This is a genomic window from uncultured Microscilla sp. (assembly GCF_947493425.1).
In the GTDB taxonomy this organism is placed as follows: Bacteria; Bacteroidota; Bacteroidia; order Cytophagales; family Microscillaceae; genus Microscilla.
Genome location: NZ_CANLRP010000097.1, coordinates 1 through 22,012, shown reverse-complemented (window position 1 = coordinate 22,012; position 22,012 = coordinate 1). Strand labels below are relative to the sequence as shown.

Genomic DNA, 22,012 nt, shown 5'->3' with positions numbered 1-22,012 from the left:
TCTGTCTGAATTATTAACGAATATTGCGGTCAAACCCTGTATACAGGCATTATTTTTCTACAGGCTTCAACTTAAGCACCTCTTCGGCAAACTCAAAGGTTTTTTGAGCAACCCTTTGATAGTTTTTGCTGGTAATATAAGAGGCAATGACGTGAGAGCCCACGTTGGGAAACGCCACTTGTCTTTTTTGATATGAAGGAGTACCTAGTTGTGTATACATTTGTTTCATTGCTTTTACCGAAACAACCTTGTCTTGGTGTGTTTCATCTTTGTAATAATACCCCAAAAACAAAGGTTGTTTGATTTTGGCAAACAGCCCATTGTCCATAGTATTTGCTACCAGCGATTTAAGTGCCACAGTACCCTCAAAGCGGTAGCGGGTAGTCCAGTATTGTCGCTTTTTTTGGTTACTTTCTCCGGTAAAATCGTAATATTTGCTATCAAACACCAACCGAGCCACTTGCAAGCCCCACGGCTTATTGAGCAAATAAAGTGCAGGAGAGTAAAAGTCTATAAGCGGAGAGTATAAAATAATACCGGCAAGTTTGGGGTGGTGGGCTGCCAGGTATAGCCCTAAAGTTGCCCCGGTAGAGGTAGCCATTATGATGACCTGCTCGCCCAATCGCTGGGCAATGGCCAATGCCTCTTTAGCTGAAGTCAATAATTGGTCTACCGTGAGGTTTTCAAATGCTTCCTGATTGCCAATGCCATGTTTGGCAAGTCGTGCCAGGTACAGGTTACATCCATAACGTCGGGCAAAATTGCGGTGTACAGGTTCGCCTTCAGCCCAAGTAGCCGAAAAACCATGCAAATATACTAAAGCGTAAGGTGTTTTTTGTTTTTTAGCTGAGTCAGCCCACACAATGCGTGCTTCGTTATCTGGTCTTAGGTCTTTTACTTTTTTTTCTTTGACGATTACCTCTTGCTCAAGTTGTGTCAGGTTGTTGGTTACTTTAGGCAAAGTAGTGTCAAGCACAGGAGAGGGAGGAGTAGGCCCTAACAGGTATACAATTGCCAATACCAACAAAAGAATGCCTAACCATTTAAAAATACGTTTTATCATTTTTTCAGAAACTTCTCAGCATAAAAACAGGGAATGAATATAAACATTCATTCCCTGTTGTGCGAATTTATTTCTAAAAAATGTAGAGATGCTTTTTACTGTCTTGCCAGTATTTGCTTGCGGTGAGCGTCGAGCTTGAGTAGAATAAATATCAAAATAGAAAAAGACCACATAGAGGAGCCTCCGTAGCTGATGAGTGGCAAGGGAATGCCTACCACCGGAAACAGCCCTATAGTCATACCTATATTGATGGCAAAATGAAAAAATATGATAGAAGCCACCGAATAGCCATAGACTCGCACAAAAGTGTCTTTTTGCCTTTCAGCAATGGCTATGAGCCTTGCCATAAGCAAGAGATATAGCGAAATCACTACCAGGCTTCCTATCCAGCCACGTTCTTCGCCAATGGTACAAAAAATAAAGTCAGTACTTTGTTCAGGCACATACCCTAGTTTGGTTTGGGTACCTTGTCTAAACCCTTTGCCAAAAAAACCCCCTGAACCAATGGCAATTTTTGATTGGTCTACATTCCAACGTGCCCGTTTAGACGCTTTTTCTGGTTTAATCAATACTATGATTCGTTCTCGTTGGTATTTTTTGAGCACATCATTAACTATATAGCTTACGCTAAATATGTAACCAAATACCAACACCGCACTCATGATAATGACTGTACGTTGTTTAGATTCAGTAAACAAAAGCAAAGTGATGACAGTCATAATGGCGATGCCAACGGCAAGGTTCCAAACCCCTAAAATAAGGGTTAAGAAAAACAAAGTAACCACCGAGAACCCCCCCAAGAGCAACCAGTGAGGAATAATTTTTTCGCGGTATAGCACAAAGGCAAACGAAGCAAAGACCATGGCTGAACCCGTATCGCCCTGAATGATGATCAATACTGCCGGAATAGCGATAATAAATCCAGCTATTACATACGTGTCTAGCTTTTCGAGCGCCTTGCGTGGAATACCCAACCCAATGCGTGATAAACCAAATACTTGCTCAGAAAAAAACCAGGTAATTCTGCCAAAAAATCCCAAACTTTGGGGGCGTGGCACTTGCAGAAAACGCGCCAGTGCCAGTGCCGTAGCAAACTTAGCAAACTCAGCGGGCTGTAAACCTACTCCGCCTATCATAAACCAAGACTTAGAACCATTGATGGTAGAACCTACCAATAAGACCAGCACCAGTGCCGATATGAGGGTAATGTATATAGGGTAGGCAAATGCTTCGAAAAAGCGCATGTCTACCACTATAATGACTACAATCAGGATCACCGCCAAACCAAACCACATCATTTGCTTGGTTGACCTGAGCGAAAAGTCGAAAAAACCCTGGTGTATTTCTGGTTTGTATACGGCTGCAAAAATATTGACAATGCCCACACATACCAATGCCAGGTATAGCAATACTGCCATCCCGTCGAAGTTGAGCCCGTTTTTTTTATCCTGTGTGTTCAATTGATAAAGCTTTTTTCTATGACCATTTTTTCTGTGCTGGGGCGCAATGTTTTCCCCTTTAGATAGCGGGCAATCATGAGGGTAGCAATAGGAGCCGCCCAAGTTCCCCCAAATCCGGCATTTTCTACATATACTGCAATGGCTATTTTAGGATTTTCTTTAGGAGCAAATGCTATAAATACCGAGTGATCTTCTCCGTGTGGGTTTTGCGCAGTACCAGTTTTGCCACAGATGGTAATGTCGGGCATAATGGCATAACCAGCTACTGTACCTGCTTTTACTGCCCCCTCCATACCGTCTATAATAAGTTTAAAGTACTGAGGATCAATGGTTACCTTATGGCGTTTGGTAAACTCAGGCAATTTTTTCTTGTTTTTGCCTATCCCCTTGATGAGGTGTGGCGTGTAATAATACCCCCGATTGGCTATAATGGCCGAAATATTTGCCATCTGTAGTGGTGTAACTCCTAGCTCACCCTGGCCAATACTCAAAGAGTAAATGTTAGAAAACTTCCATTTACCTTCGCCAAACTTTCGGTTATAAAACGAGAGCGATGGTACATTGCCCCCTTTTTCGTTGTTAAGGTCAATGCCTGTTTTGGCTCCCAAGCCAAAGCTCAAAAGGTGTTGCCGCCATTTTTCATAGCCAATTTTACCATCACTTCCTTTAGATACCCCGCCAGTACTGTCAACCAGTTTGTTTTGGTAAATAATGCGTCGGAACACATTGAAATAATAAGGGTTGCAAGAGTGTTGGATCGAGCGCTGCAGGTCTACTGTGGGGTGCCAGTGACATTTTACCAGGCTTTTGTTGCAGGGAAATACCGTTTGTGATGAAATTACATTTTCTTCTTGACCAATCAACGCCTGCACTGTCTTAAAAGTAGAACCTGGAGGGTACTTAGACCGAATGGCACGGTTATACAAAGGCTTGGTTTTGTTGAGCAACAAGGGACCAAAGTTTTTTGAAAACTCACGTCCTGTCAAAAGGTTAGGATCATACGAAGGCGCCGAAATCATAGTTAAAACCTCACCAGTAGCAGGTTCTATAGCTACTATAGCTCCCCGTTTGTTGCGCATAAGTTGTTCGCCGTATTTTTGCAGGGCAAGATCAATGCTTGATACCAAATCTTTGCCTGCTACCGAGGCGGTGTCATATTTTCCTCCTTTATATGCGCCTTTTTTATTTCCTCGAGCGTCTTCGTACACCATTTTTACCCCACGTCGTCCACGCAAATACTTTTCATAAGCAGCCTCCAGCCCACTAATACCAATGTAGTCGCCTTGTTGGTAATAATTAGCCGTGTCTTTTTCTTTCTTTAACTGTTTTTTACTTATTTCTCCGATATATCCGAGGGCATTTGCCAGGCTTTTATGAGGATAAGCACGTACAATTTTAGATTCGGCATAAAAACCAGGGTAGTCAATGAGTTTGTCCTGTATTTTAGCAAAGTCCTTACGGGAAATCTGTTTCAAAAAAGCCTTGGGTTGCTTGCCACGTACCTTTACCCGCTTCATGTTTTTGTCAAATTGGGCTTTGGTAATACTCAAAAAGTTACAAAAGGCAAGGGTATCTTTTATTTTTACTTTTTTAAGGTCTACCATCAGGTCATATACAGGCGTATTGAAAGCCAACAGTTTACCCTTTCTGTCATAAATGAGTCCTCGGTGTGGGTATATTTTTATAGAACGTATGGCATTACTTTCGGCTTTTATTTTATAGTCGCTTACCAAAACCTGGATCATAAACAGCTTGATAAGGAAGGTAAGCCCGGTAGCCGTAAACAGCCCCAATATAATCCATTTTCTACTGTCGTTCATGCTTGTTTTGTTGCTTTTTTAGGCGATAAGTACTGAATAATAACGCTTAATACAAAAGTGAAAATTGTGCTAAAAAATATTTTAACCAATGTATGGAAGAACAATTTGAAATGTGCAATCTCTATAAAAAAGATCATACTATGGTGTATAAAAATAAGAATGATGGCATACAAACTAAACCTGAGCAGGCTTCGTTCTTTCAGGTCGTTGTCATCACCTGCATTTTTTGGAGTCACTACCTTTAGCACAAAGGGGCGGATGAAGGCAATGAGCACACAGGCAGCACTATGAATACCCCAGGTGTTGTAAAAAGAGTCGACTATAAAGCCCAGCAAAAAACCTGAAAACAGCAAAACATCACGTTTGGTGTCCTGGGGCAGGTTTAAAATAAAATTGATGTATACAAAGCAAAAAGCTACATCAAACAACTCAAGGTTTTTGGCAAAAAATACCTGTAAAATGATGTAGAGTACAAAGTATACTACTTGGGTTACTATGGTTTTGTTATTCATCTATATCTTCAAATGACTCTCGCTCAAGCGACTCTTGTTCTAACTTTAATCTGTTTTTGATGACATATACATAAGACAACTGATTGAATTCAGTGGCAAGCTGTACATCAATGTCAAAAAAGGTTTCTTCTGCTTTTCTACCTACTTTTTTTACTACACCAATGGTAATGCCTGCCGGAAAAGTACTGTTATAGCCAGAAGTAACAATGGTGTCTTTTTCTACTACGTTCAAATGTCGGGGTACATCCAGCATTTTGGCTTGAGAGGGGTCGCCCCCTTGCCATTGTATGTAGCCCAATGAATTGTTCTTTTTGATTTCTGACGAAATTCTCATTTTAGAGTGCAACAATGACACTACAATAGAGTAGTGCTTAGAGCAAGACTTGATCTTGCCTACTGCTCCTTCTGGAGAAATGACCCCCATGCCAGGTTTTATACCGTGTAGGCTCCCCCGGTTAATCGTAAGGTAATTATTGTGTTTATGGGTAGAGTTGTTAACTACCTTTGCCACATCATATTGGTATTGTGCTACAATAAGCGAATCGCGAATGGGGACTACCTGGGCATTTTTGGCAAATTGTTTTTTTGCCACCAAATAGCGCAACTGGGCATTTTCCTGCGCCAACTTTTCGTTTACATCTCTCAAGTTGAAATACTCCCAGACACTGTTCGACACACCTAACAGTTGTCCGGTATACTCGCTCGAAATGTTATAAAAAATAGTGTTTTGATATTTATTGCGGGTAACAATTAATATCAGGCAGAAAATTTCAAGTAGCAGGAATAAAATGGGAGTCCTGAATCTTTTGATTAATAAAAATAGCGATTGCATATTTTTTACTCTGACAAATTTAAATGTCCCTTACTCTCAATATTTATAAAGATGCCCGATAAATCGGTGTTTTCCATTGGGTTCCAGGGACTGGGTACGATGGTATTCTCTTACTAACCATTTTAAGTATTGCCTTGTTAGCCTTTGGTTATTTGTTTTGCTGGCAAACTCGCGTGATTTTACAAAGCTCACAATAAAAAGCTTGGATATGCTTCAAAATAAAATGCTAATATACACCAAGTACTGCCTGAAAATCAAGCACTAAGTAATTCTTCTATGTATTTTAACATATACACAAAAGAAATTATTATAAGGTGTATATTAGCACTAAAAAACTTAGTACAGTGTCAATTAAGTAGGCTACTCTAGCTCATCAATACTGGTTTGTATGCTTCAAGGTTTTTTAAGGCAATACCAGTACCTCGTACTACAGCCCTTAATGGATCATCGGCAATATGTATAGGTAGCTTGGTTTTAAGCGCCAAACGCTGATCTAAACCTTTGAGCAATGCTCCACCACCAGTCAAATAAATACCATTGTTGTAAATATCAGCAGAAAGTTCTGGAGGAGACATTTCCAGGGTTTTCAATACCCCGTCTTCTACTTTAGAGATGGACTTGTCAAGGCAAAAAGCAATCTCAGAATAACTCACTTTGATTGTTTTAGGAATACCCGTCATCAGGTCGCGCCCTCTTACCTCGTAGTCGGCAGGAGGTTCATCGAGTTCAGCCATTGCCGAACCTACTTCCATTTTGATACGTTCAGCCGAACGCTCACCGATTAATAGGTTGTGCTGACGACGCATATAATTTAGAATGTCCTGAGTAAACACGTCTCCAGCAGTTTTGATAGACTGCTCGCAAACAATCCCCGAAAGGGCAATTACAGCAATCTCGGTAGTACCACCTCCAATGTCTACAATCATAGAACCCACTGGCTCATCTATATTGATACCAATACCTATGGCAGCTGCAATAGGTTCGTGTATCATATATACTTCGCGTGCACCGCAGTGTTCAGCCGAGTCTTTTACCGCTCTTTTTTCTACTTCGGTAATACCAGAAGGAATACAAATCACCATTCGGTAAGAGGGCGTGAAAAAACGACTTCCTGAGTTGATCATTTTGATCAAACCACGAATCATTTGCTCAGCCGCAGTAAAATCTGCGATTACACCATCTTTCAAAGGGCGGATAGTTTCTATTTCCCGGTGGGTTTTTTCGTGCATTTGCATGGCTTGTTTGCCAATTGCAATTACCTTACTGTTTTTTCGATCTATGGCAATTATAGAGGGTTCATCAACCACAACTTTATCTTTGTGGATAATGAGAGTGTTGGCAGTACCAAGGTCGATGGCGATGTCGCCAGTAAAAAAATCAAATAATCCCATGGTAGTTTTGCAATATTTATAAAACTTTTCAGATATAGTATTTACCCTTAAGAACTTGGTCAAAATAAGTGTCGAGTTTTGGCAAGAACTCAAAGTTATAGGAGGTAATTTTTGCAGTTGTAGCCACAGCTACGGCTAACTAAAATTAACGAAGTATAACAAAGTGTATTACAGCCAAAGCGGGCAGCTATTACGATCAGATTCTTTTAGTATAGGCAGTTGAGATTTAATATTTGTATTAAGTCAAGTGCTTTAACCTGTCAGGTATTCAACACACTATTTTATTAAAAACCCACTACACTAGGCAAATATTTTGGAATAGCCAACAGTAACCTACAAAATTTTTAAGTACTGATTTACTACTTCCGTAAAGATAACAAAGTAAGCTATACACAGGCTAAAAAGCTTGATTGATAGCATAAGCACTTGTTATTAGTGTTTAAAATGGCGAACCCCAGTAAAGACCATTGCTATGTCGTTGTTGTTGCAATAGTCGATAGATGCCTGGTCTTTGATAGAGCCCCCCGGTTGAATTACGGCTGTGATGCCTGCTTCGTGGGCAATTTCTACACAGTCGGGAAAAGGGAAAAAAGCATCAGAAGCCATCACAGCTCCATTTAGGTCAAAACCGAAGTTTTTGGCTTTGATAATGGCTTGCTTAAGCGCATCTACTCGCGACGTTTGTCCTACACCACTGGCACACAACTGATTGTCTTTGGCCAGTACTATAGTGTTCGACTTGGTGTGCTTGGCTATTTTGCTGGCAAACACCAAAGCTTTTATTTCATCGGTAGTAGCCTCTTTTTTCGTCACAGGTTTCAGATCGGCAACACTTTCTATGGTTGCATCTCTGTCTTGCCCAATCACTCCGTTAAGCAAAGTTTTGAACAACGGAGAAGCGGGTAAATTTGTTTTCTTTTTTAACAAAATTCGTTTTTTCTTGCCTTTGAGAATCTCCAGCGCATCTGCGTTGAAATCGGGGGCAATCAAAACTTCAAAGAATAACTTGTGCAATTCTTCGGCAGTTTCGGCGTCTACGGTTTTGTTAGTAACAATTACCCCACCAAAAGCCGAAACAGGATCACCGGCAAGTGCTCTTAAGTAAGCATCTTTGGGAGTATCCCCAGTGGCTACTCCACAGGCATTGGTATGTTTGAGTATGGCATAAGCTGTTTCTGTTTCGTCAAATTCTTCCATCAATGCCACTGCTGCATCAACGTCTACCAGATTGTTGTACGATAACTCTTTGCCATGCAGTTGGTCAAACATCTCGTCAAGATTGCCATAAAAGTGACCTTTTTGGTGAGGGTTTTCTCCATAACGCAACGTTTTTGCCTGACGGAAGCTTTGCTTGAAACGAGGAAGTTCAGCGTCTTGATTGAAATAGTTGAAAATAGCCGTGTCGTAATGAGAGCTAATGTCAAACGCTTGAGCAGCCAAACGCTTGCGGTCTGCCAAAGAGGTAGCCCCTTGGTTTTGTTCAAGCAAGGCATTAAAATCGTCGTATTGCTCACGAGAGGCAAGCACTGCTACATCTTTAAAATTTTTGGCGGCGGCTCTTATCAGCGAAATACCCCCAATGTCTATTTTCTCGATGATATCGCTCTCGCTGGCACCCGAAGCCACAGTATCTTCAAATGGGTACAAGTCTACGATGACCAGGTCGATAGAAGGGATTTCGTATTGCTCAATTTGAACGGTGTCTTGTGCTTCTTCTCTACGGGTAAGAATACCCCCAAAAACTTTAGGGTGTAAGGTTTTTACCCGACCTCCCAAAATAGAAGGATATCCGGTGAGGTCTTCTACAGCGTGTACTTCTACGTCAAGTGATTGGATAAATTTTTGGGTGCCACCAGTAGAGTATATTTTGACTCCATTTTGATCTAAAAGCTTGACAATTTTGTCTAGTTTTTCTTTGTGAAAAACTGAAATCAGGGCAGATTCTATCTTTTTCAATGTATACTAAAATTTTGGGGTTTTGTCTCAGCCTTGTTCTCTAACTCTCAGGTCTTTTACCAAGTTGTACTGGTAAACATTAAGTAAGAATAAATCTGGTGGGAAACGACTCAATCAGGTTGTGTGAATGTGTGAAAATTAAACCTAACCCACTGTTTTTATTGCACGAAATTTTATCAAGTAACTATTTGAGAGCTAAAGACTTAGCATTCTGCTTTTGACAGGCTTTATTTAGGCGACAAAGTTACATGTTTTTTTAGTTATATCTGTAGGTTTTTTGCCAATTCTTCTACCACTTTTGGAAAGTGCTCATGTTCAAGTAGTTGCACTTTTTTTGACACCATTTCTGGCGTGTCTTCTGGGGCTACTGGACAGCTTTTCTGAAAGATAGCTTTGCCCTCGTCGTAGTGTTCGTTTACATAATGGATAGTTATGCCAGTTTTGGTCTCCTTATTTGCCACCACCGCTTGGTGTACCTTCATGCCATACATACCCTTGCCTCCGTATTTGGGCAATAATGCCGGATGAATATTGATTACCTGTTGAGGAAATGCCTCAATCAGATTTTGGGGCACCAGCCATAAAAAACCTGCCAATACAATCAAGTCAATCTGATGTTGTTTGAGCAAGCCAACTACCTCATTGCTTTGATAAAAACTCTGGCGGTTGATCACTTGGGTAGGCACCCCAAAACCTTGTGCTTTGTCAAGTACCTTTGCCTGAGGTTTGTTTGATACCACCAGACTCACTTTAGCCAGCGAGCTATCTTCGAAATGTTCTATTATTTTTTGGGCGTTGCTGCCCGTGCCAGAAGCAAAAATAGCAATGTTTTTCATGAATTATTTTTTACATTTTACTTAGGTATTGGTGCTTTAAGCCAGAAGTTCTTAGTTATGTTGAGCTTGCAAACTTGGTTTACTAAGCCGTTTATTTACAAGTTGATGGGTTGTTTTTTAGTTTTTCAATTCGTAATTAAAAAACCAACACCATACTCAACACCCCTATCAGCATAATAAATTTGCAAAAGTGACTCAAATATCTGTATTCTTTTTTGGTATCGGCACGGCGAAGGCGAGTAAAAAGGAAAAAAAGTGAAGGGAGTACAAAAATGACTAAATAAAGTATGAATAAATGGCGATATACAAAGAGTGTAGAGAGTAAGATAGCTGTGAGAATACCCAAAAATACATAAATCACGTTTTTAGTGCGACGCATGCCCCATACAATGGGCAGGGTTTTGCAGCCAAAGGTAGCATCTCCCCTTACATCTTCCATATCTTTGATTATTTCGCGGATAATGGTGATAAAAAAAGCAAAAGTAGCAAAGGTAAACAGCGACAGTTGCTGTTGCTCGTAGTATACTGCCATCACTATCACCACCATTGCTGTGAGCACCGCTATAGCTGCATTGCCCACCAGTGGCAGGCGCTTGAGCTGGTTGGAGTACAACCAAAGAAGAAAACCCGCAATAAAGTTAATGACGCCTACTTTAAGGCTGAGCCAGACACCTAAACCAATGCCAATAAAATTGAGGGTAAAGTGTGCACCTAATGCCACCCTCCGTTTAATGAGCCGCCCTATCACAATGCGCTTGGGTTTATTGACTCGGTCTATTTTAATGTCATAATAATCGTTTATGATATAACCCGCCGCTGCCACAATCACTGTAGAGGAGCCAATGATCAGCAGTGGAAGTTCTTGCAAAGTAGTAAGCCAGGGTTGTTGGGGGCTGATAAGAAAAATTTTGACCATGTATTGGGTAAAAACTATGATCATCAGGTTTTGCCACCTTACCAGTTTAAGAAAGCTCGTCCAGGAATCTTTTTTGACTAATGTTGTCGTATTGTTTTGGGGCATTGTGCTATGAGGTCAAACTACACAATCATTTTTGTTACAACAAAATTACGGTTTTTATCTGAAAGGATTATTGATTTAGCTGAAAAAGAATTTGCACCAAATCGTCAAACTTAAGGGCAGGTGTAAACGAGCGATCAGCATAAATGGTAGACAAAACTTTGAGGTAACTGGGTTTTTCGTCTACCCACACATTTTCCAGCAGTAAATTGCCATAGAGTTGGTTAATGAGTTTGCCTTCGCTCATGGCTTGCTTACTTTCGGGTTTTAAGTAATAGCGTTCTACTGTACTTATATAGGTGGCCTTATCGGTGATTTCGCGTTGTGCTGATCTGAGTGTATACTCTAGAGGCAGTAGCATATCTTTGAAATAATCACTCAAAAACATCAAGTCATTTTTGCCCATGTGTTGCTCATCATAAGTAATGGCAAAACCGTTGGCATAAGGTGATTCAAATATATGGATAGACAAGTCAGGCTTCATGTTCTGTTGTCGCAGGTAATAGGCCTTGGCAATAGACTCGATCAAGGCAAGGTGTTGTTGGTCGCTTTGCCATTCATTGTATTTTTCGAGCTGAGCCTGCGAGCGTTTAAGTACTTCAGTCACCAATGGTTGGTGAGTATTGGGTTGAGTAGGAAGTAATTTTTTTATAATTTGCTCAAAAAATGATGCCATATACAAAAACATTAAGTAAATATGTAGAAAGATCAGCCCGTGTTGAGTGTACCCTTTGATGTGGGTAAGTTTATATTGATTATACCAAAAGTGATCGTAATATACTGAACATTCTGGTTGTACAGACTCTGTTAGTAAATATACAAATTATACGAGAGATTGTGAATAGTGCATGGAATAAATCATCTGAGAGTATGTTTAAAAATCATAATCTGGGCTAAAAAGCGATTTTTATGCGCTGGCTTCCTTGATTTTTGCGCTAATAGCTACGGCTATTTGCTTAAAAATACAACTCACCAGCACAAAAAACTCATCATTTTTAACTCCGAAGACAAAATTTAAGCATACTCTGAAATTAGAAAATCATAATGTTAAGAAAAATCTTATTTATATTTTTGGCGGGGTTGTTATTGTTAGTCATTGTGTTATTTATCAATGCCTATCGTTTGCCTTCACGCCAAATGACCCCAAAATCTGTAGCTTCAGTTGATATTTCTGCCAATGCCTTTGAGCACCTTTCAAAAGCCATTACTTTGCCCACCATCTCGCTCAAAAGAGGAGCTCCAATAGATACAGGGGCTTTTGTACACCTGCACCAGCATTTACGCAATAGTTTTCCTTTGGTGCATAGTCAGCTTAAGCTGAAAAAAATCAATCAATTTAGTTTGCTGTACTATTGGAAAGGCGCCAACCCCCAACTTAAGCCAATACTTTGGGCTGCCCATACCGATGTAGTGCCTGTAGAAAAAGGCACTGAAAGTAAATGGAAACACCCTCCTTTTGCAGGCAATATTAGCAACGGTTTTATCTGGGGGAGGGGAGCCCTGGACGACAAAATGAATGTGTTGGGAATGCTAGAAGCAGTAGAACATTTGCTTAAAAACGGTTATGTACCCAAACGTAGTATTTACCTGGCTTTTGGGCACGACGAAGAAATAAGTGGGCACGAAGGCGCCAAAAAAATTGCCCAATACCTGATCAAGCGAGGGGTAAAACTAGAGTATGTGCTCGACGAAGGTTTGTTTGTGCTGAAGGGCTTAATGCCTGGAGTGACAAAGCCCGTAGCTTATGTAGGGGTAGCAGAAAAAGGCTATGCCAATGTAAAACTAAGTGTGGCTGCTAACGGGGGACACTCGTCACGACCACCGCTACAGACTCCTGTGCGCATATTGAGTCAAGCAATTGTGGACCTCGAAACGCACCAGTTTCCAGCAAGTATCCAGGGGGCTACCGGAGAGTTAATGGATTTTCTGGCTCCAGAGATGGACTTGGGTTTTAAATTGGTCTTTGCCAATCGTTGGTTGTTTAGTTCAGTGATTAAAAATATTATGGCTGGCAAAGCTACTTCCAACGCCGTATTGCGTACTACTATAGCGCCGACTATGCTACAGGGTAGCCCTAAGCCAAACGTGATGCCTTCTAACCCTAGTTCTGTAATTAACCTGCGTTTGAGCCCTGGCGAAACTAAAGCATCGTTGCTGACCCACTTCAAAAAAGTAATTGACAACCCCAAGGTAAAGGTAGAAATATTGAACACTGAGTTTAACACTCCAGTTCCACTGTCTGATGTAAAGGCAACCAGCTTTCAAAAACTGCAAAAAACCATTCATCAACTTTTTCCTGAGGCATTGGTGGCTCCTGCGCTCATGGTAGCAGGCACCGACTCTAAACACTATCAGACCTTGAGCAAAAATATTTACAGATTTAGCCCTTTGTATCTGGAGAACAAAGAAATTGATGGTTTTCATGGAACCAATGAGCGCATTTCTAAGAAAAGCTATCAACAATTAATTCGTTTTTATATTCAGTTGATGAAAAACAGTGATTGAGTTTTTGCGTGAAGTGTATAGGTACAAGCGGCAAGACTCAAGCGACTTGCTGCTGGTAAAAGGTTCTTTATGAAAATATTAGGCACATTCTTTATAATCGTGACTCTCTGGAGTAGGGTAGGTTTTAGTCAAAACATTGCCTGGCAAGGTTTTGCTCCACCCCAATACTACCCCTTCAATATTTGCTCACCTATTGCCAACATTCCACAGGCAAACTGCCCCAATCGCATCTTGACCAAAGACCTAGATGGCGATGGAGACTTAGATGTGATCCTAGACGCCCAATTGTACCAGCACCAGTCGAGCCAAGGACCCAAACTTGCCAAAGCTTCTGTATTTATAAATCAGGGCAAAGGCACTTTTGGTAAAGAAATTATTTTTGAAAAGCCTGATCAGTTTGCTTTTATCAGCGATGTAGCAGACTTCAACCAAGATGGTCGCCCTGATATGGTCGTGCATCATTTCTGGAAAAATGGTTTTTGGCTTTATAAGGGTAAAGTGCCTCAGGATTCAGCCAAATTTGCTTTCGAACCACCCCGGTTTTTTACTACAGGTAGCCACGGAGGGGAAACTTTTTTATTGGATTACGACCAAGACGGAAATATAGACATTGCCTCTTTTTCGTCGGGTGCTCTTGAGCCGCTGGCGTTGCATTTGTTTAAAGGTAAAGGAGATGGAAGCTTTGAGCTTCCTAAAAAAATACAATCTACCGTGGGTAACATCTCTACTTATTATCAGGTATTACAGGCAGACTTAAACAATGACGGTTTGCCCGATTTTTTGGTTACTGACAAGCTTGCTCAAGTGAGCTTTTTGCAAACCACTGCTGGACAATTCAAAGCGACTTGGAGACGTAGTTTGTTTAAAATGCCTTATCCAGTATTGCATAAAACAACTGCTGAAGATAGCACACGGGCTTATGTAGCTACCCGGCAGCAGCTAAAGGTGCTCACCGCTGACTCTTTGGGCAGTTTTAAACGAGTAGTGCAACAAAGTAAGCTTTCGGTGACTATCAAACAACAGAGTGAGCGGTTTGCTGTAACTGACCTCAACCATGATGGCACAGCAGATGTATTGGGAGTGGAACCTCGTAAAAAAGGCTTTGATCGATTGTTTTTTGCTTTACGCAATCAAGCGGGGCAGTTTTATCAACCCCAGTATTTGCCTATGTTGGGCAAGGTAGACACTAAAAAGTTTGGGTATGCTATAGCCGATCTCAACGGCGATGGCTGGCACGATGTACTGGCCATTGTGCGGGGCATAGACGAACTGGCGGTGTGGTTGAATAAGGGTACTCAGGGTAATAAGCCATCACCCCAATTTGTTTTAGACAAGCCAAGAGGCAAGCCACAAGTACTGAGAAAGTCGGCGCAAGCCAATACCTATAAGTACTATCAAAAAAAGGTGTTATTGGATATTTCATCCCGCCCAAATACTTATAACCGGAGCTTGTTTTTGTATGATCAGAAAATGATTCCTCACCGTTTTTTTGTTGATGGAAAAATTTATAACCTGGAAATAGCCTTGCACAAAAAACTGAACCAGGCAATTATGACAGCTGGGGCAAGCAGGTTAAAAATATACTTGAAAAATGTGCCCGACTCGGTATTAAACGAAACACACCGCGATTGGGGCAACACAATAGAAAATATGACCTTGGTGTATGACCAAGATCCCGCTAAAAGCTTGAATACTAATTTTTTGCCTTATACTAAACACCCCAACGCGCTCATTGATTTTCATTTAGATAATGTTTTTAGATTTGACCCTACCCAAGGCAAAAACCTATTGATGGCGGTAGAGTATATACAAACCAAACCTACTGCCAACGGGGTTGACTTTCAGGTGTTTCATAACAAAGGCGAGCGTCAAAGAGCGTATCATTATTATGTGCGGGGAAACGCAGACCAGATGAGTGATCAATTGACCGAAATGGATGGCTTGCGTCCAATGTTTACTTTTAATAACAACTTTGACCTGCGCCTGACCAAACTGAAAACTGACATCGGGCAAGACCTTAAAGCCGATTATAATAACATTGATTTGACGCTGCAAAATATTCGTATCAGAGAAGCTGACTTTGCCCAACACCCGCTCAAAATTTACCTCAAAAGTGTAGGTTCTTCCGCAATTGCGATTCAACCCATCGAGATTAAAAAAGGAAAGCTGGGCTTTTTTAGAGATACCACCATTAGCTTTTTTATTCCTGCCATCAAGCAAGGGGGTGCTTACCAGCTCAGGGCTTATGTAGCATCAGTTGACAACTTTTTGGCAAACGACACTATTCTATCAAAAGTAGTGGTGAATAAAGTATCGTTGCCCTGCCAAATGCAGCTCAACCAGGTACACTCGCCCAGTGCTCAACGCCTGGGTTGGATAAGCAAGGGTACCGCCTTGAGTAGCTTGCGTCAACAGCGTCGTTACAGTATTCATTCGCTGGTGTTTTTGCTCCAGGCCAACAACCGCAATGCTTATGTCAAAAGTCCTGTGTTTAAGGTACGTAGCCCTGCCGACACACTTTACTTCAAAGCTTTTGCTACTGCCCCCAATGCCGGTAAATACCGGGCAATGGATACCGATGATGTGCTAGAGGTGAGGGTGTCGGCAGACGGAGGAAAAACCTACCAAACGATTGCAGCTTATAACCATCAAAATATCAAAGCAACCACTCCTAAGTTGCGTAAAATACCTTTAAAAAATTACGTAGGTAAAAGTATTTCGGTGGCTTTTTATGGGGTAGGAGGAGTGCGCTATGGTAAATATGAGTTGCACTTGAGCGAAGTAAGGGTAGGAGAGTGAAGGCAGCGGGTGGCTTGCTTACCTTAATCCCCCCGTATGTAAAGCCACTATAGTAGTACCAGGAGCAAAGTAACGTTTTTCGATCAAATCGTATAATCCATAAAACATCTTACCAGTATAAATCCATTCTATGGGTATGTGGTGCTTTTGTTGAAACTCAGCAATGAACCGCTCCAGAGTAGGCTTTTTTTTGGCGTAGCCGCCAAAGTGATAGTCAGTCATCAGAGTATAGGACTGCCTTGTATCTGGCAGGTCTTCCTGGGTGTAGTAAGCATCTAACAACTGAGCAATGTCTTGGTACAAAAACTCGCCGCCCTTAAGTGCTGGAAATCCCAGTACTTGCTTGCTGGCGTCAAGGTGTGCAACCAGGCCCGCAAGCGTGCCTCCCGTGCCACAAGCAGTAGCCACTACATCAAAATCAAGCTTAATCTCTGGCAATATCTCAGTACATCCCTTCACTGCGAGTGCATTGGAGCCTCCTTCGGGTACCAAATAAAAATCCCCAAATTCTTGACGTAATTGAGCGATTACTTCCTCCGATTTTTTGTTTCGATAGGTACTTCTGTCCATATAATGCAAGTGCATGCCAGCCTCAGTAGCAAATTGGAGCGTAGGGTTTAAAGGCAAGTGCTCTTCTCCTCTGATTACGCCTATAGTTTTGAGCCCTGCCTTTTTTCCGGCAGCAGCCGTGGCATAAATATGGTTAGAATAAGCACCTCCAAAAGTAAGTAAGGTGTTTTTCTGTTGTTGTTTGGCTGTCAGTAGGTTATACTTAAGCTTGTACCCTTTGTTGCCCGATACCTGTGGGTGAATAAGGTCAAGACGGTACACATATACTTCGACCTGGTGGGTGTCAAAAAGTGTATCTTGGATTGGTTGTAACATTGGTTGGTTATTGTGGTATTTGATTAACTAGCTGCCTGGGGCTTTCGGGGAGGTTTTTTCATAATTTCTTCTTTGTTTACCAAAAAGCCAAAAATTGCTGCTGAGAAAAAGGTAAATAAGGCATATACTGCCGATGGAATTGCCATGCGTTGGTTTTCTAATAAAGAGGTGGCAACAAAAATTGCCAGCCCGGTATTTTGCAGCCCTACTTCTACTGCTATGGTGATTTGGTTTTTCTTGATCAACCCAAAAGCCTTGGCGATATAGTAACCAATGAACATACCACCCAGATTGAGTATAAGACAAGGGATGATCACGGTAAGGTATTCATGAAATGTAATGGGAATAGCGTTTTCTTTCTTTTCTAAAAAAATAGAACCGATCATCATAAGCGCCAGCGAAATGGGCATAATTACTCTCAATGGTTTTTCCAGACTTTCGGCAAACAGCTTGTGCTGTTGATGGATAATAACCCCTACCACACAAGGCAATACAGTAATAAGTAATACCCTGATAAGTGTACCCCAAAAGTCTAATGCAATCTCTTTGCTGTCGCCAATGAAATAGTGTAGGGCAATTCCTACAATGGCTGGAATAGTAAAAATAGTAATAAAACTGTTTACCGTGGTCATAGACACCGACAAAGCCACGTTACCTTTGAGCAAGTGAGTAATTAAGTTAGATACAGCACCACCTGGACAGGCAGCTATCAGCACCAGGCCTACCTTAAGTTCGTCAGATAACCCCGAAAACTGAGCCACTAATATAGCAAACAGAGGTAGAATAATCATTTGACTTAACAAGCCCAAAATAACCGCTTTGGGCTGCAAAAATATATTTCTGAAATCGCGCATGGTCAGCGAAAGCCCCATGCCTAACATAATGAGGGCAAGTGTAATGGGTAATAGGTAATTAGAAAATATTTGGGTCTCCATTCAGTGTCAAATATTGAGTGCCTGTTTGTTTTTTAATCTGAGTTAATCCGTGCAAACTTAGGAAAAAAAAGCTCGGGAAATGATGAACTAATTGTTTTTTTCATCGCTCTGTTTGGGTTTCATGTGCAAGGTTCTTATTGGGAATGGAATATTGATGTCGTTTTTGCGGTATGCCTCTGTAATGGCCATAATCGCTTGAGCAATGGCGTTGTTGTGATCACTCTCTTCGCTTCTTCCGATCCAAAAACGGAGCGTAAAAGTAATAGAGCTACCTCCAAACTCATTAAAGTCTATAATGATTCCGCCTTTGCTGGTATCTACTACTGATAACTGTTTGATCGTCTTTACTGTTACCTCCTTTACTTTGCCCAGGTCTGACCCATAATCTACCCCTATGGTGAGGTTAATCCTTCTCTTTCGTACCAGGCTATAGTTAGTCAGTGGGTTTTGGATAATCATTTTAGAAGGCAGAATGATATCTTGACCATCAAGATCTTCAATCATTACAGTACGCAGGTTTATTTCTTTTACATGCCCCTGATAATCATTGGTTTTGATCAGGTCGCCTAATACAAATGGCTTTTGGGTAACAATAAAAAAACCTGAAATAAAGTTGGTGGCAAGGTCTTGAAATGCAAAACTGAGTGCCAAGCCTACTACTCCAGCTCCCGCCAAAAGTGAGGTAACCGCCTTGCTGAGGTCTAGTACATTTAAAGCAACAAACACCCCCACAAGTTCAATAGTGATAAATAGCAGTTGCACCAACACACTGTTGATGGTAGAGCTGTCAGAAAATTTGGCGAATACCCGAAGGCTTATTTTTTTTGCAAACTTGGCAAGTTGATGAAAAACAAACATTGCCAAAAGAGCAAGTAAAAAATTAGGTAAAAATTTTACAAATACCTCGAACCAAAGGTTGAGTTCTTTGACGATGATTTTATAAGCCTCTGAAATTAATGATAAAAACATTTGACTACTTTTAAAATTACAAACTGGCTGGCTACATACCAACACTCTATACTTATATTCTGATTTTTGTTAAATAAGATGGCTTTGTTAGAAGTCTAATTCGTGAGTAAACCTGTTTTTCATAATTTTGTATTGAAAAAACTTACTCAAATAAGTATTTCATACTGTTTCAACTAAAAACGCTTCCACTTAGGCTGCTTGTTTTATACCTTTGTAGCACAAAGACTGATTAATTGTAGTATCAAAATAATACTACTTCCATTGACCTCAATTATTTCCAGATTACAAAGCTTATTTTTTAAATATCTTAATACGAATTATAATGATTAATATTCCCACACCCACAAACACTGTTTACACTTCTTTATCTACTACCTCCTTTCTGGTAATTGCCAGAGAGTATGCTCCACCCCAAGTTCCCTCAGGATAAGTCATCTTTTTGGCAAAAGCCAGGTGCCTATTGCCTTTTAAATGAGCGTAAAATTTTCTTAAACAACATTTTCAAAAGTATATTGTTTTGAGCATATTCGATATGCTTGTACACTACAATTTTGTCTGATAGTACGACTAAAGGCAATTGATCTAACAAAACTAACTCCCTATTCCATACTTATTTTAAATATCTATAAAAAATGAATAATATTTTTGCAAAACTTCGCCCCTTTATTGTAATATTTATCTCAGTAGCTTTTCTAAATACAACACAGGCCCAGGTAGCTTCACCAGACAAACAACTACTAAAAGCCAGTAGCAAGTCTACTCCTGAATTGAGTCTGGTAACCAAAAATAAAGCAAACAGCGCTGACAAAAAAGCCCCCAGAGTTGTTCTAAACCTTCATAAGCCCAAGTTAGAAGTTTTTAACCATACCTTAAGAATATTGGTGAAATGCGACAAGAATGAGTTTTTGCTTACAGGCAAGGTAGAAGATAAAGTATCGGGTGTAGCATCGGTTATTGTAGATGGTAAAAGAGTAAATGTAGATGCTTATGGCAGTTTTCAGACACGCATTCGTCTTACGCAAAACTACAATGTAATAAGTGTAATTGCCAACGACCACAGCGGAAACCAAGTAATCAAAGAGTTAGCTATCAAAACTACGACTCCTGCTGCTAAGTTAACTGCTCACGCAAATACCACCAACAGCGAACCCAATGCTGCTGAGCGTTGGGTAAAATAATCTTTTTATTCATTGAATGGATAATGAGATAAGTTTCAAGCCATCGCAAGTTTCTGTAATAATATTATAAGTCAACTTCCTGTATGTTAATCAGGGTTTTCTGCACAATGTCAAAAGTAGAAAGCCCTGTATTTTCTTTAAAAACTCCCCTTAGGAATGGTGTAAAAATAAATTTCTATAGTAACGCTAAAATATTTTGTTGCTAGACGAGGCAAAAAATCGGCTAATAGCATCGCTATTCGGCTATTTTTTAACAAAGTATAGCAACAAAAGATGAGGTTAAGAATGTAAATTTATTTTGGTACCATTCCTTAGTGTCTCCAAACAAATGTTTATAACAAAAAATAGCTTAGTTTCTACCCCATGCTTTTAGATAAAGGCACGGTCAGTTTTGTGGGCATGGTCATTGTTGAAAACCACTTATCAGTAATGGCTCTGATGATAGTAATTTGAAGCGTTTGTCGTGCTTGTGTAACAAGTGCCTAAAGCAATGTTATCTGTTGTGCAAGACAAGTAATAGAGCTTGCTGTAAGTGCCATTGTTTTGCTTTTTAGGGTTAAACTAGACAAGTCTGGCGGTATTATTGGGTGTTGATAAATGCAAGCAAATGTAATAAGAAAGCTTGAACAGTTTTCAATTGCGGGCAAAAGTGACTTTTTATACAACATCTTACGCTATTTTTGCTGATCTATGACTCATTGGCGCAACTTTTTTTATTCATCGGATGGCAACTCCGAAGAAGGCAACTATCTACTCAAAATAAAGCAATTACTAAAGACCAGAGAAAAGGTAAACATAGACTTGGCTTTTCAGCTACTTCGGAGCATAGAACAACCCGCCTACATTACGTTACATCGTTTATTAAAAGCAACTGATTTGAACAAAACAATGGGTTTGTATTTTGAGCAGGAAGCTTTTAGGTTTTTACCCTTTCGAGGCAATAGTTTGTCATTGTCAGGATGTGGTGTACAAGCTTTTCCACCCGACTTATCACCCATTGCATATCTACATCATTTATACCTTTCATTTAACCCCATCGATGTCTTGCCCGACAGCATTACCGATTTACCCTTGCTGCAAACTCTAGACCTTACCCATACAGGTCTTACTACCTTGCCTACGTCTTTACCGCAACTCCAGCAACTAAAATCATTATTTTTGCGTGGCACCCAAATACAAGATATTTCGTGGTTGGTAAATATGCCACAACTCCAATATTTGTCGCTTACCCGTACCCAGTCATTTTTACTCACCCCTGACGTCATCAGGCAATGTCCTCAACTCAAAAGTGTGTATGTATATGACGCTTACTCAGATATTCCCGAAGTAGTCGCCAGATTACCCTGTGTCAAGCCCTATCAAAACTTTTTTATTTATGATGAGGAAGGTGACCAGTGCTTTTTAAAATTTGATATTTACAAACAAGCGTTTGCCATTCAAATTGGTTATTGGGGCAATCGAGTAATTTCGGCTATGGAGTGGGCTATATTTGAGCGTTGGTTGGGTATGTATGCATTAAACCCATTGCCCGAAACCTGTATCAAGGTGTGGTATTATTACCAGGATAATATAGGAGGGTGGCAAATATTAATGCGACTGCTTGAAGCTGTGGAAAAAAATAGTCAAATAAAAATACTGTGGGCTTGCGACGATGCCAACGTAGATGGATGGGAAATGATGGAGGTATTGATGGATGACTACGCTATTAGCATAGAGCCTGCCGACTTTTGAGGGGTATATTGCATCAATAGTCCATAGTATTTAGTCCATAGTCCGTAGCTGATTCGAGTAAATGTTTACCTTATTAAGCCCTGTAAATCAGTAGTTTATACTAAAGTTGTTTACCTACTTTA

General features: G+C 40.5%; 17 protein-coding genes. 4 read left to right on the top strand and 13 right to left on the bottom strand.

The genetic code is table 11. The features are described 5' to 3' along the window. Nucleotides 1-49 precede the first annotated feature (49 nt). The 10 genes from Q0954_RS21475 to Q0954_RS21430 all read right to left on the bottom strand — a co-directional run bounded on the left by Q0954_RS21475 (nt 50) and on the right by Q0954_RS21430 (nt 11,564). Nucleotides 50-1,063 (bottom strand): alpha/beta hydrolase, encoded by a 1,014-nt coding sequence (locus tag Q0954_RS21475; RefSeq protein WP_299460200.1) that lies wholly within the window; start codon nt 1,061-1,063, stop codon nt 50-52. Between the two features lie 95 nt (nt 1,064-1,158). Then, nucleotides 1,159-2,523 (bottom strand): rod shape-determining protein RodA, encoded by a 1,365-nt coding sequence (gene rodA, locus Q0954_RS21470; protein WP_299460198.1) that lies wholly within the window; start codon nt 2,521-2,523, stop codon nt 1,159-1,161. Further along, entirely contained in the window at nt 2,520-4,343 is a 1,824-nt protein-coding gene (gene mrdA / locus Q0954_RS21465; protein ID WP_299460196.1) for a penicillin-binding protein 2, read from the bottom strand. Before mrdA ends, rodA begins: the two co-directional genes overlap by 4 nt. After that, nucleotides 4,340-4,855, bottom strand: coding sequence for a hypothetical protein (locus Q0954_RS21460; protein WP_002699972.1), 516 nt, complete (start codon nt 4,853-4,855; stop codon nt 4,340-4,342). Before Q0954_RS21460 ends, mrdA begins: the two co-directional genes overlap by 4 nt. Further along, a complete protein-coding gene (mreC, locus tag Q0954_RS21455; RefSeq protein ID WP_002699973.1) occupies nt 4,848-5,687 on the bottom strand; it encodes a rod shape-determining protein MreC in 840 nt (279 codons plus the stop codon). Before mreC ends, Q0954_RS21460 begins: the two co-directional genes overlap by 8 nt. A 365-nt stretch (nt 5,688-6,052) precedes the next feature. Next, nucleotides 6,053-7,078: a rod shape-determining protein gene (locus Q0954_RS21450; RefSeq protein ID WP_045114084.1), complete on the bottom strand. Its 1,026-nt coding sequence runs from the start codon at nt 7,076-7,078 to the stop codon at nt 6,053-6,055. Between the two features lie 432 nt (nt 7,079-7,510). Continuing rightward, nucleotides 7,511-9,034 (bottom strand): bifunctional phosphoribosylaminoimidazolecarboxamide formyltransferase/IMP cyclohydrolase, encoded by a 1,524-nt coding sequence (gene purH / locus Q0954_RS21445; protein ID WP_299460188.1) that lies wholly within the window; start codon nt 9,032-9,034, stop codon nt 7,511-7,513. 260 nt (nt 9,035-9,294) lie between these two features. Next, on the bottom strand, nt 9,295-9,870 hold the full coding sequence (gene purN / locus Q0954_RS21440; RefSeq protein WP_299460186.1) for a phosphoribosylglycinamide formyltransferase: 576 nt from the start codon (nt 9,868-9,870) through the stop codon (nt 9,295-9,297). A 136-nt stretch (nt 9,871-10,006) separates the two neighbouring features. Next, entirely contained in the window at nt 10,007-10,891 is an 885-nt protein-coding gene (locus tag Q0954_RS21435; RefSeq protein ID WP_299460183.1) for a geranylgeranylglycerol-phosphate geranylgeranyltransferase, read from the bottom strand. 67 nt (nt 10,892-10,958) lie between these two features. Then, nucleotides 10,959-11,564 (bottom strand): hypothetical protein, encoded by a 606-nt coding sequence (locus tag Q0954_RS21430; protein WP_299460181.1) that lies wholly within the window; start codon nt 11,562-11,564, stop codon nt 10,959-10,961. A 368-nt stretch (nt 11,565-11,932) separates the two neighbouring features. Here Q0954_RS21430 and Q0954_RS21425 point away from each other — a divergent pair, with 368 nt between their 5' ends. Both Q0954_RS21425 and Q0954_RS21420 read left to right on the top strand, forming a co-directional pair. After that, nucleotides 11,933-13,393, top strand: a complete 1,461-nt coding sequence (locus Q0954_RS21425) for a M20 family peptidase (RefSeq protein WP_299460178.1) — start codon at nt 11,933-11,935, stop codon at nt 13,391-13,393. A gap of 69 nt (nt 13,394-13,462) precedes the next feature. Further along, the gene (locus tag Q0954_RS21420) at nt 13,463-16,192 is read left to right on the top strand and encodes a VCBS repeat-containing protein (RefSeq protein ID WP_299460176.1); all 2,730 of its coding nucleotides are present in this window, start codon (nt 13,463-13,465) and stop codon (nt 16,190-16,192) included. A gap of 18 nt (nt 16,193-16,210) precedes the next feature. On the opposite strand, the gene Q0954_RS21415 is transcribed toward Q0954_RS21420, so the two are convergent. The 3 genes from Q0954_RS21415 to Q0954_RS21405 all read right to left on the bottom strand — a co-directional run bounded on the left by Q0954_RS21415 (nt 16,211) and on the right by Q0954_RS21405 (nt 18,981). Beyond that, the gene (locus Q0954_RS21415; protein WP_299460173.1) at nt 16,211-17,077 is read right to left on the bottom strand and encodes a 1-aminocyclopropane-1-carboxylate deaminase/D-cysteine desulfhydrase; all 867 of its coding nucleotides are present in this window, start codon (nt 17,075-17,077) and stop codon (nt 16,211-16,213) included. A gap of 23 nt (nt 17,078-17,100) precedes the next feature. After that, nucleotides 17,101-18,012 carry a bile acid:sodium symporter family protein gene (locus Q0954_RS21410; RefSeq protein ID WP_299460169.1) on the bottom strand — a complete coding sequence of 304 codons (912 nt, stop codon included), beginning with the start codon at nt 18,010-18,012 and terminating at the stop codon, nt 17,101-17,103. Between the two features lie 87 nt (nt 18,013-18,099). Then, a complete protein-coding gene (locus tag Q0954_RS21405; RefSeq protein ID WP_299460166.1) occupies nt 18,100-18,981 on the bottom strand; it encodes a mechanosensitive ion channel family protein in 882 nt (293 codons plus the stop codon). Between the two features lie 632 nt (nt 18,982-19,613). Between Q0954_RS21405 and Q0954_RS21400 the strand changes: the two genes are divergently transcribed. After that, entirely contained in the window at nt 19,614-20,159 is a 546-nt protein-coding gene (locus Q0954_RS21400) for a hypothetical protein (protein WP_299460163.1), read from the top strand. A 690-nt stretch (nt 20,160-20,849) separates the two neighbouring features. Next, a complete protein-coding gene (locus Q0954_RS21395) occupies nt 20,850-21,890 on the top strand; it encodes a leucine-rich repeat domain-containing protein (RefSeq protein WP_299460160.1) in 1,041 nt (346 codons plus the stop codon). Nucleotides 21,891-22,012 lie beyond the last annotated feature (122 nt).

What these genes read in the sequence shown, in the direction of transcription:
- Q0954_RS21400 (WP_299460163.1), top strand. Translation starts at nt 19,614, where the DNA reads ATGAATAATATTTTTGCAAAACTTCGCCCCTTTATTGTAATATTTATC.
- Q0954_RS21405 (WP_299460166.1), bottom strand. Translation starts at nt 18,981, where the DNA reads ATGTTTTTATCATTAATTTCAGAGGCTTATAAAATCATCGTCAAAGAA.
- Q0954_RS21425 (WP_299460178.1), top strand. Translation starts at nt 11,933, where the DNA reads ATGTTAAGAAAAATCTTATTTATATTTTTGGCGGGGTTGTTATTGTTA.
- mrdA (WP_299460196.1), bottom strand. Translation starts at nt 4,343, where the DNA reads ATGAACGACAGTAGAAAATGGATTATATTGGGGCTGTTTACGGCTACC.
- Q0954_RS21415 (WP_299460173.1), bottom strand. Translation starts at nt 17,077, where the DNA reads ATGTTACAACCAATCCAAGATACACTTTTTGACACCCACCAGGTCGAA.
- Q0954_RS21430 (WP_299460181.1), bottom strand. Translation starts at nt 11,564, where the DNA reads ATGGCATCATTTTTTGAGCAAATTATAAAAAAATTACTTCCTACTCAA.
- Q0954_RS21460 (WP_002699972.1), bottom strand. Translation starts at nt 4,855, where the DNA reads ATGAATAACAAAACCATAGTAACCCAAGTAGTATACTTTGTACTCTAC.
- Q0954_RS21475 (WP_299460200.1), bottom strand. Translation starts at nt 1,063, where the DNA reads ATGATAAAACGTATTTTTAAATGGTTAGGCATTCTTTTGTTGGTATTG.
- Q0954_RS21435 (WP_299460183.1), bottom strand. Translation starts at nt 10,891, where the DNA reads ATGCCCCAAAACAATACGACAACATTAGTCAAAAAAGATTCCTGGACG.
- Q0954_RS21395 (WP_299460160.1), top strand. Translation starts at nt 20,850, where the DNA reads ATGACTCATTGGCGCAACTTTTTTTATTCATCGGATGGCAACTCCGAA.
- Q0954_RS21410 (WP_299460169.1), bottom strand. Translation starts at nt 18,012, where the DNA reads ATGGAGACCCAAATATTTTCTAATTACCTATTACCCATTACACTTGCC.
- Q0954_RS21450 (WP_045114084.1), bottom strand. Translation starts at nt 7,078, where the DNA reads ATGGGATTATTTGATTTTTTTACTGGCGACATCGCCATCGACCTTGGT.
- Q0954_RS21420 (WP_299460176.1), top strand. Translation starts at nt 13,463, where the DNA reads ATGAAAATATTAGGCACATTCTTTATAATCGTGACTCTCTGGAGTAGG.
- mreC (WP_002699973.1), bottom strand. Translation starts at nt 5,687, where the DNA reads ATGCAATCGCTATTTTTATTAATCAAAAGATTCAGGACTCCCATTTTA.
- purN (WP_299460186.1), bottom strand. Translation starts at nt 9,870, where the DNA reads ATGAAAAACATTGCTATTTTTGCTTCTGGCACGGGCAGCAACGCCCAA.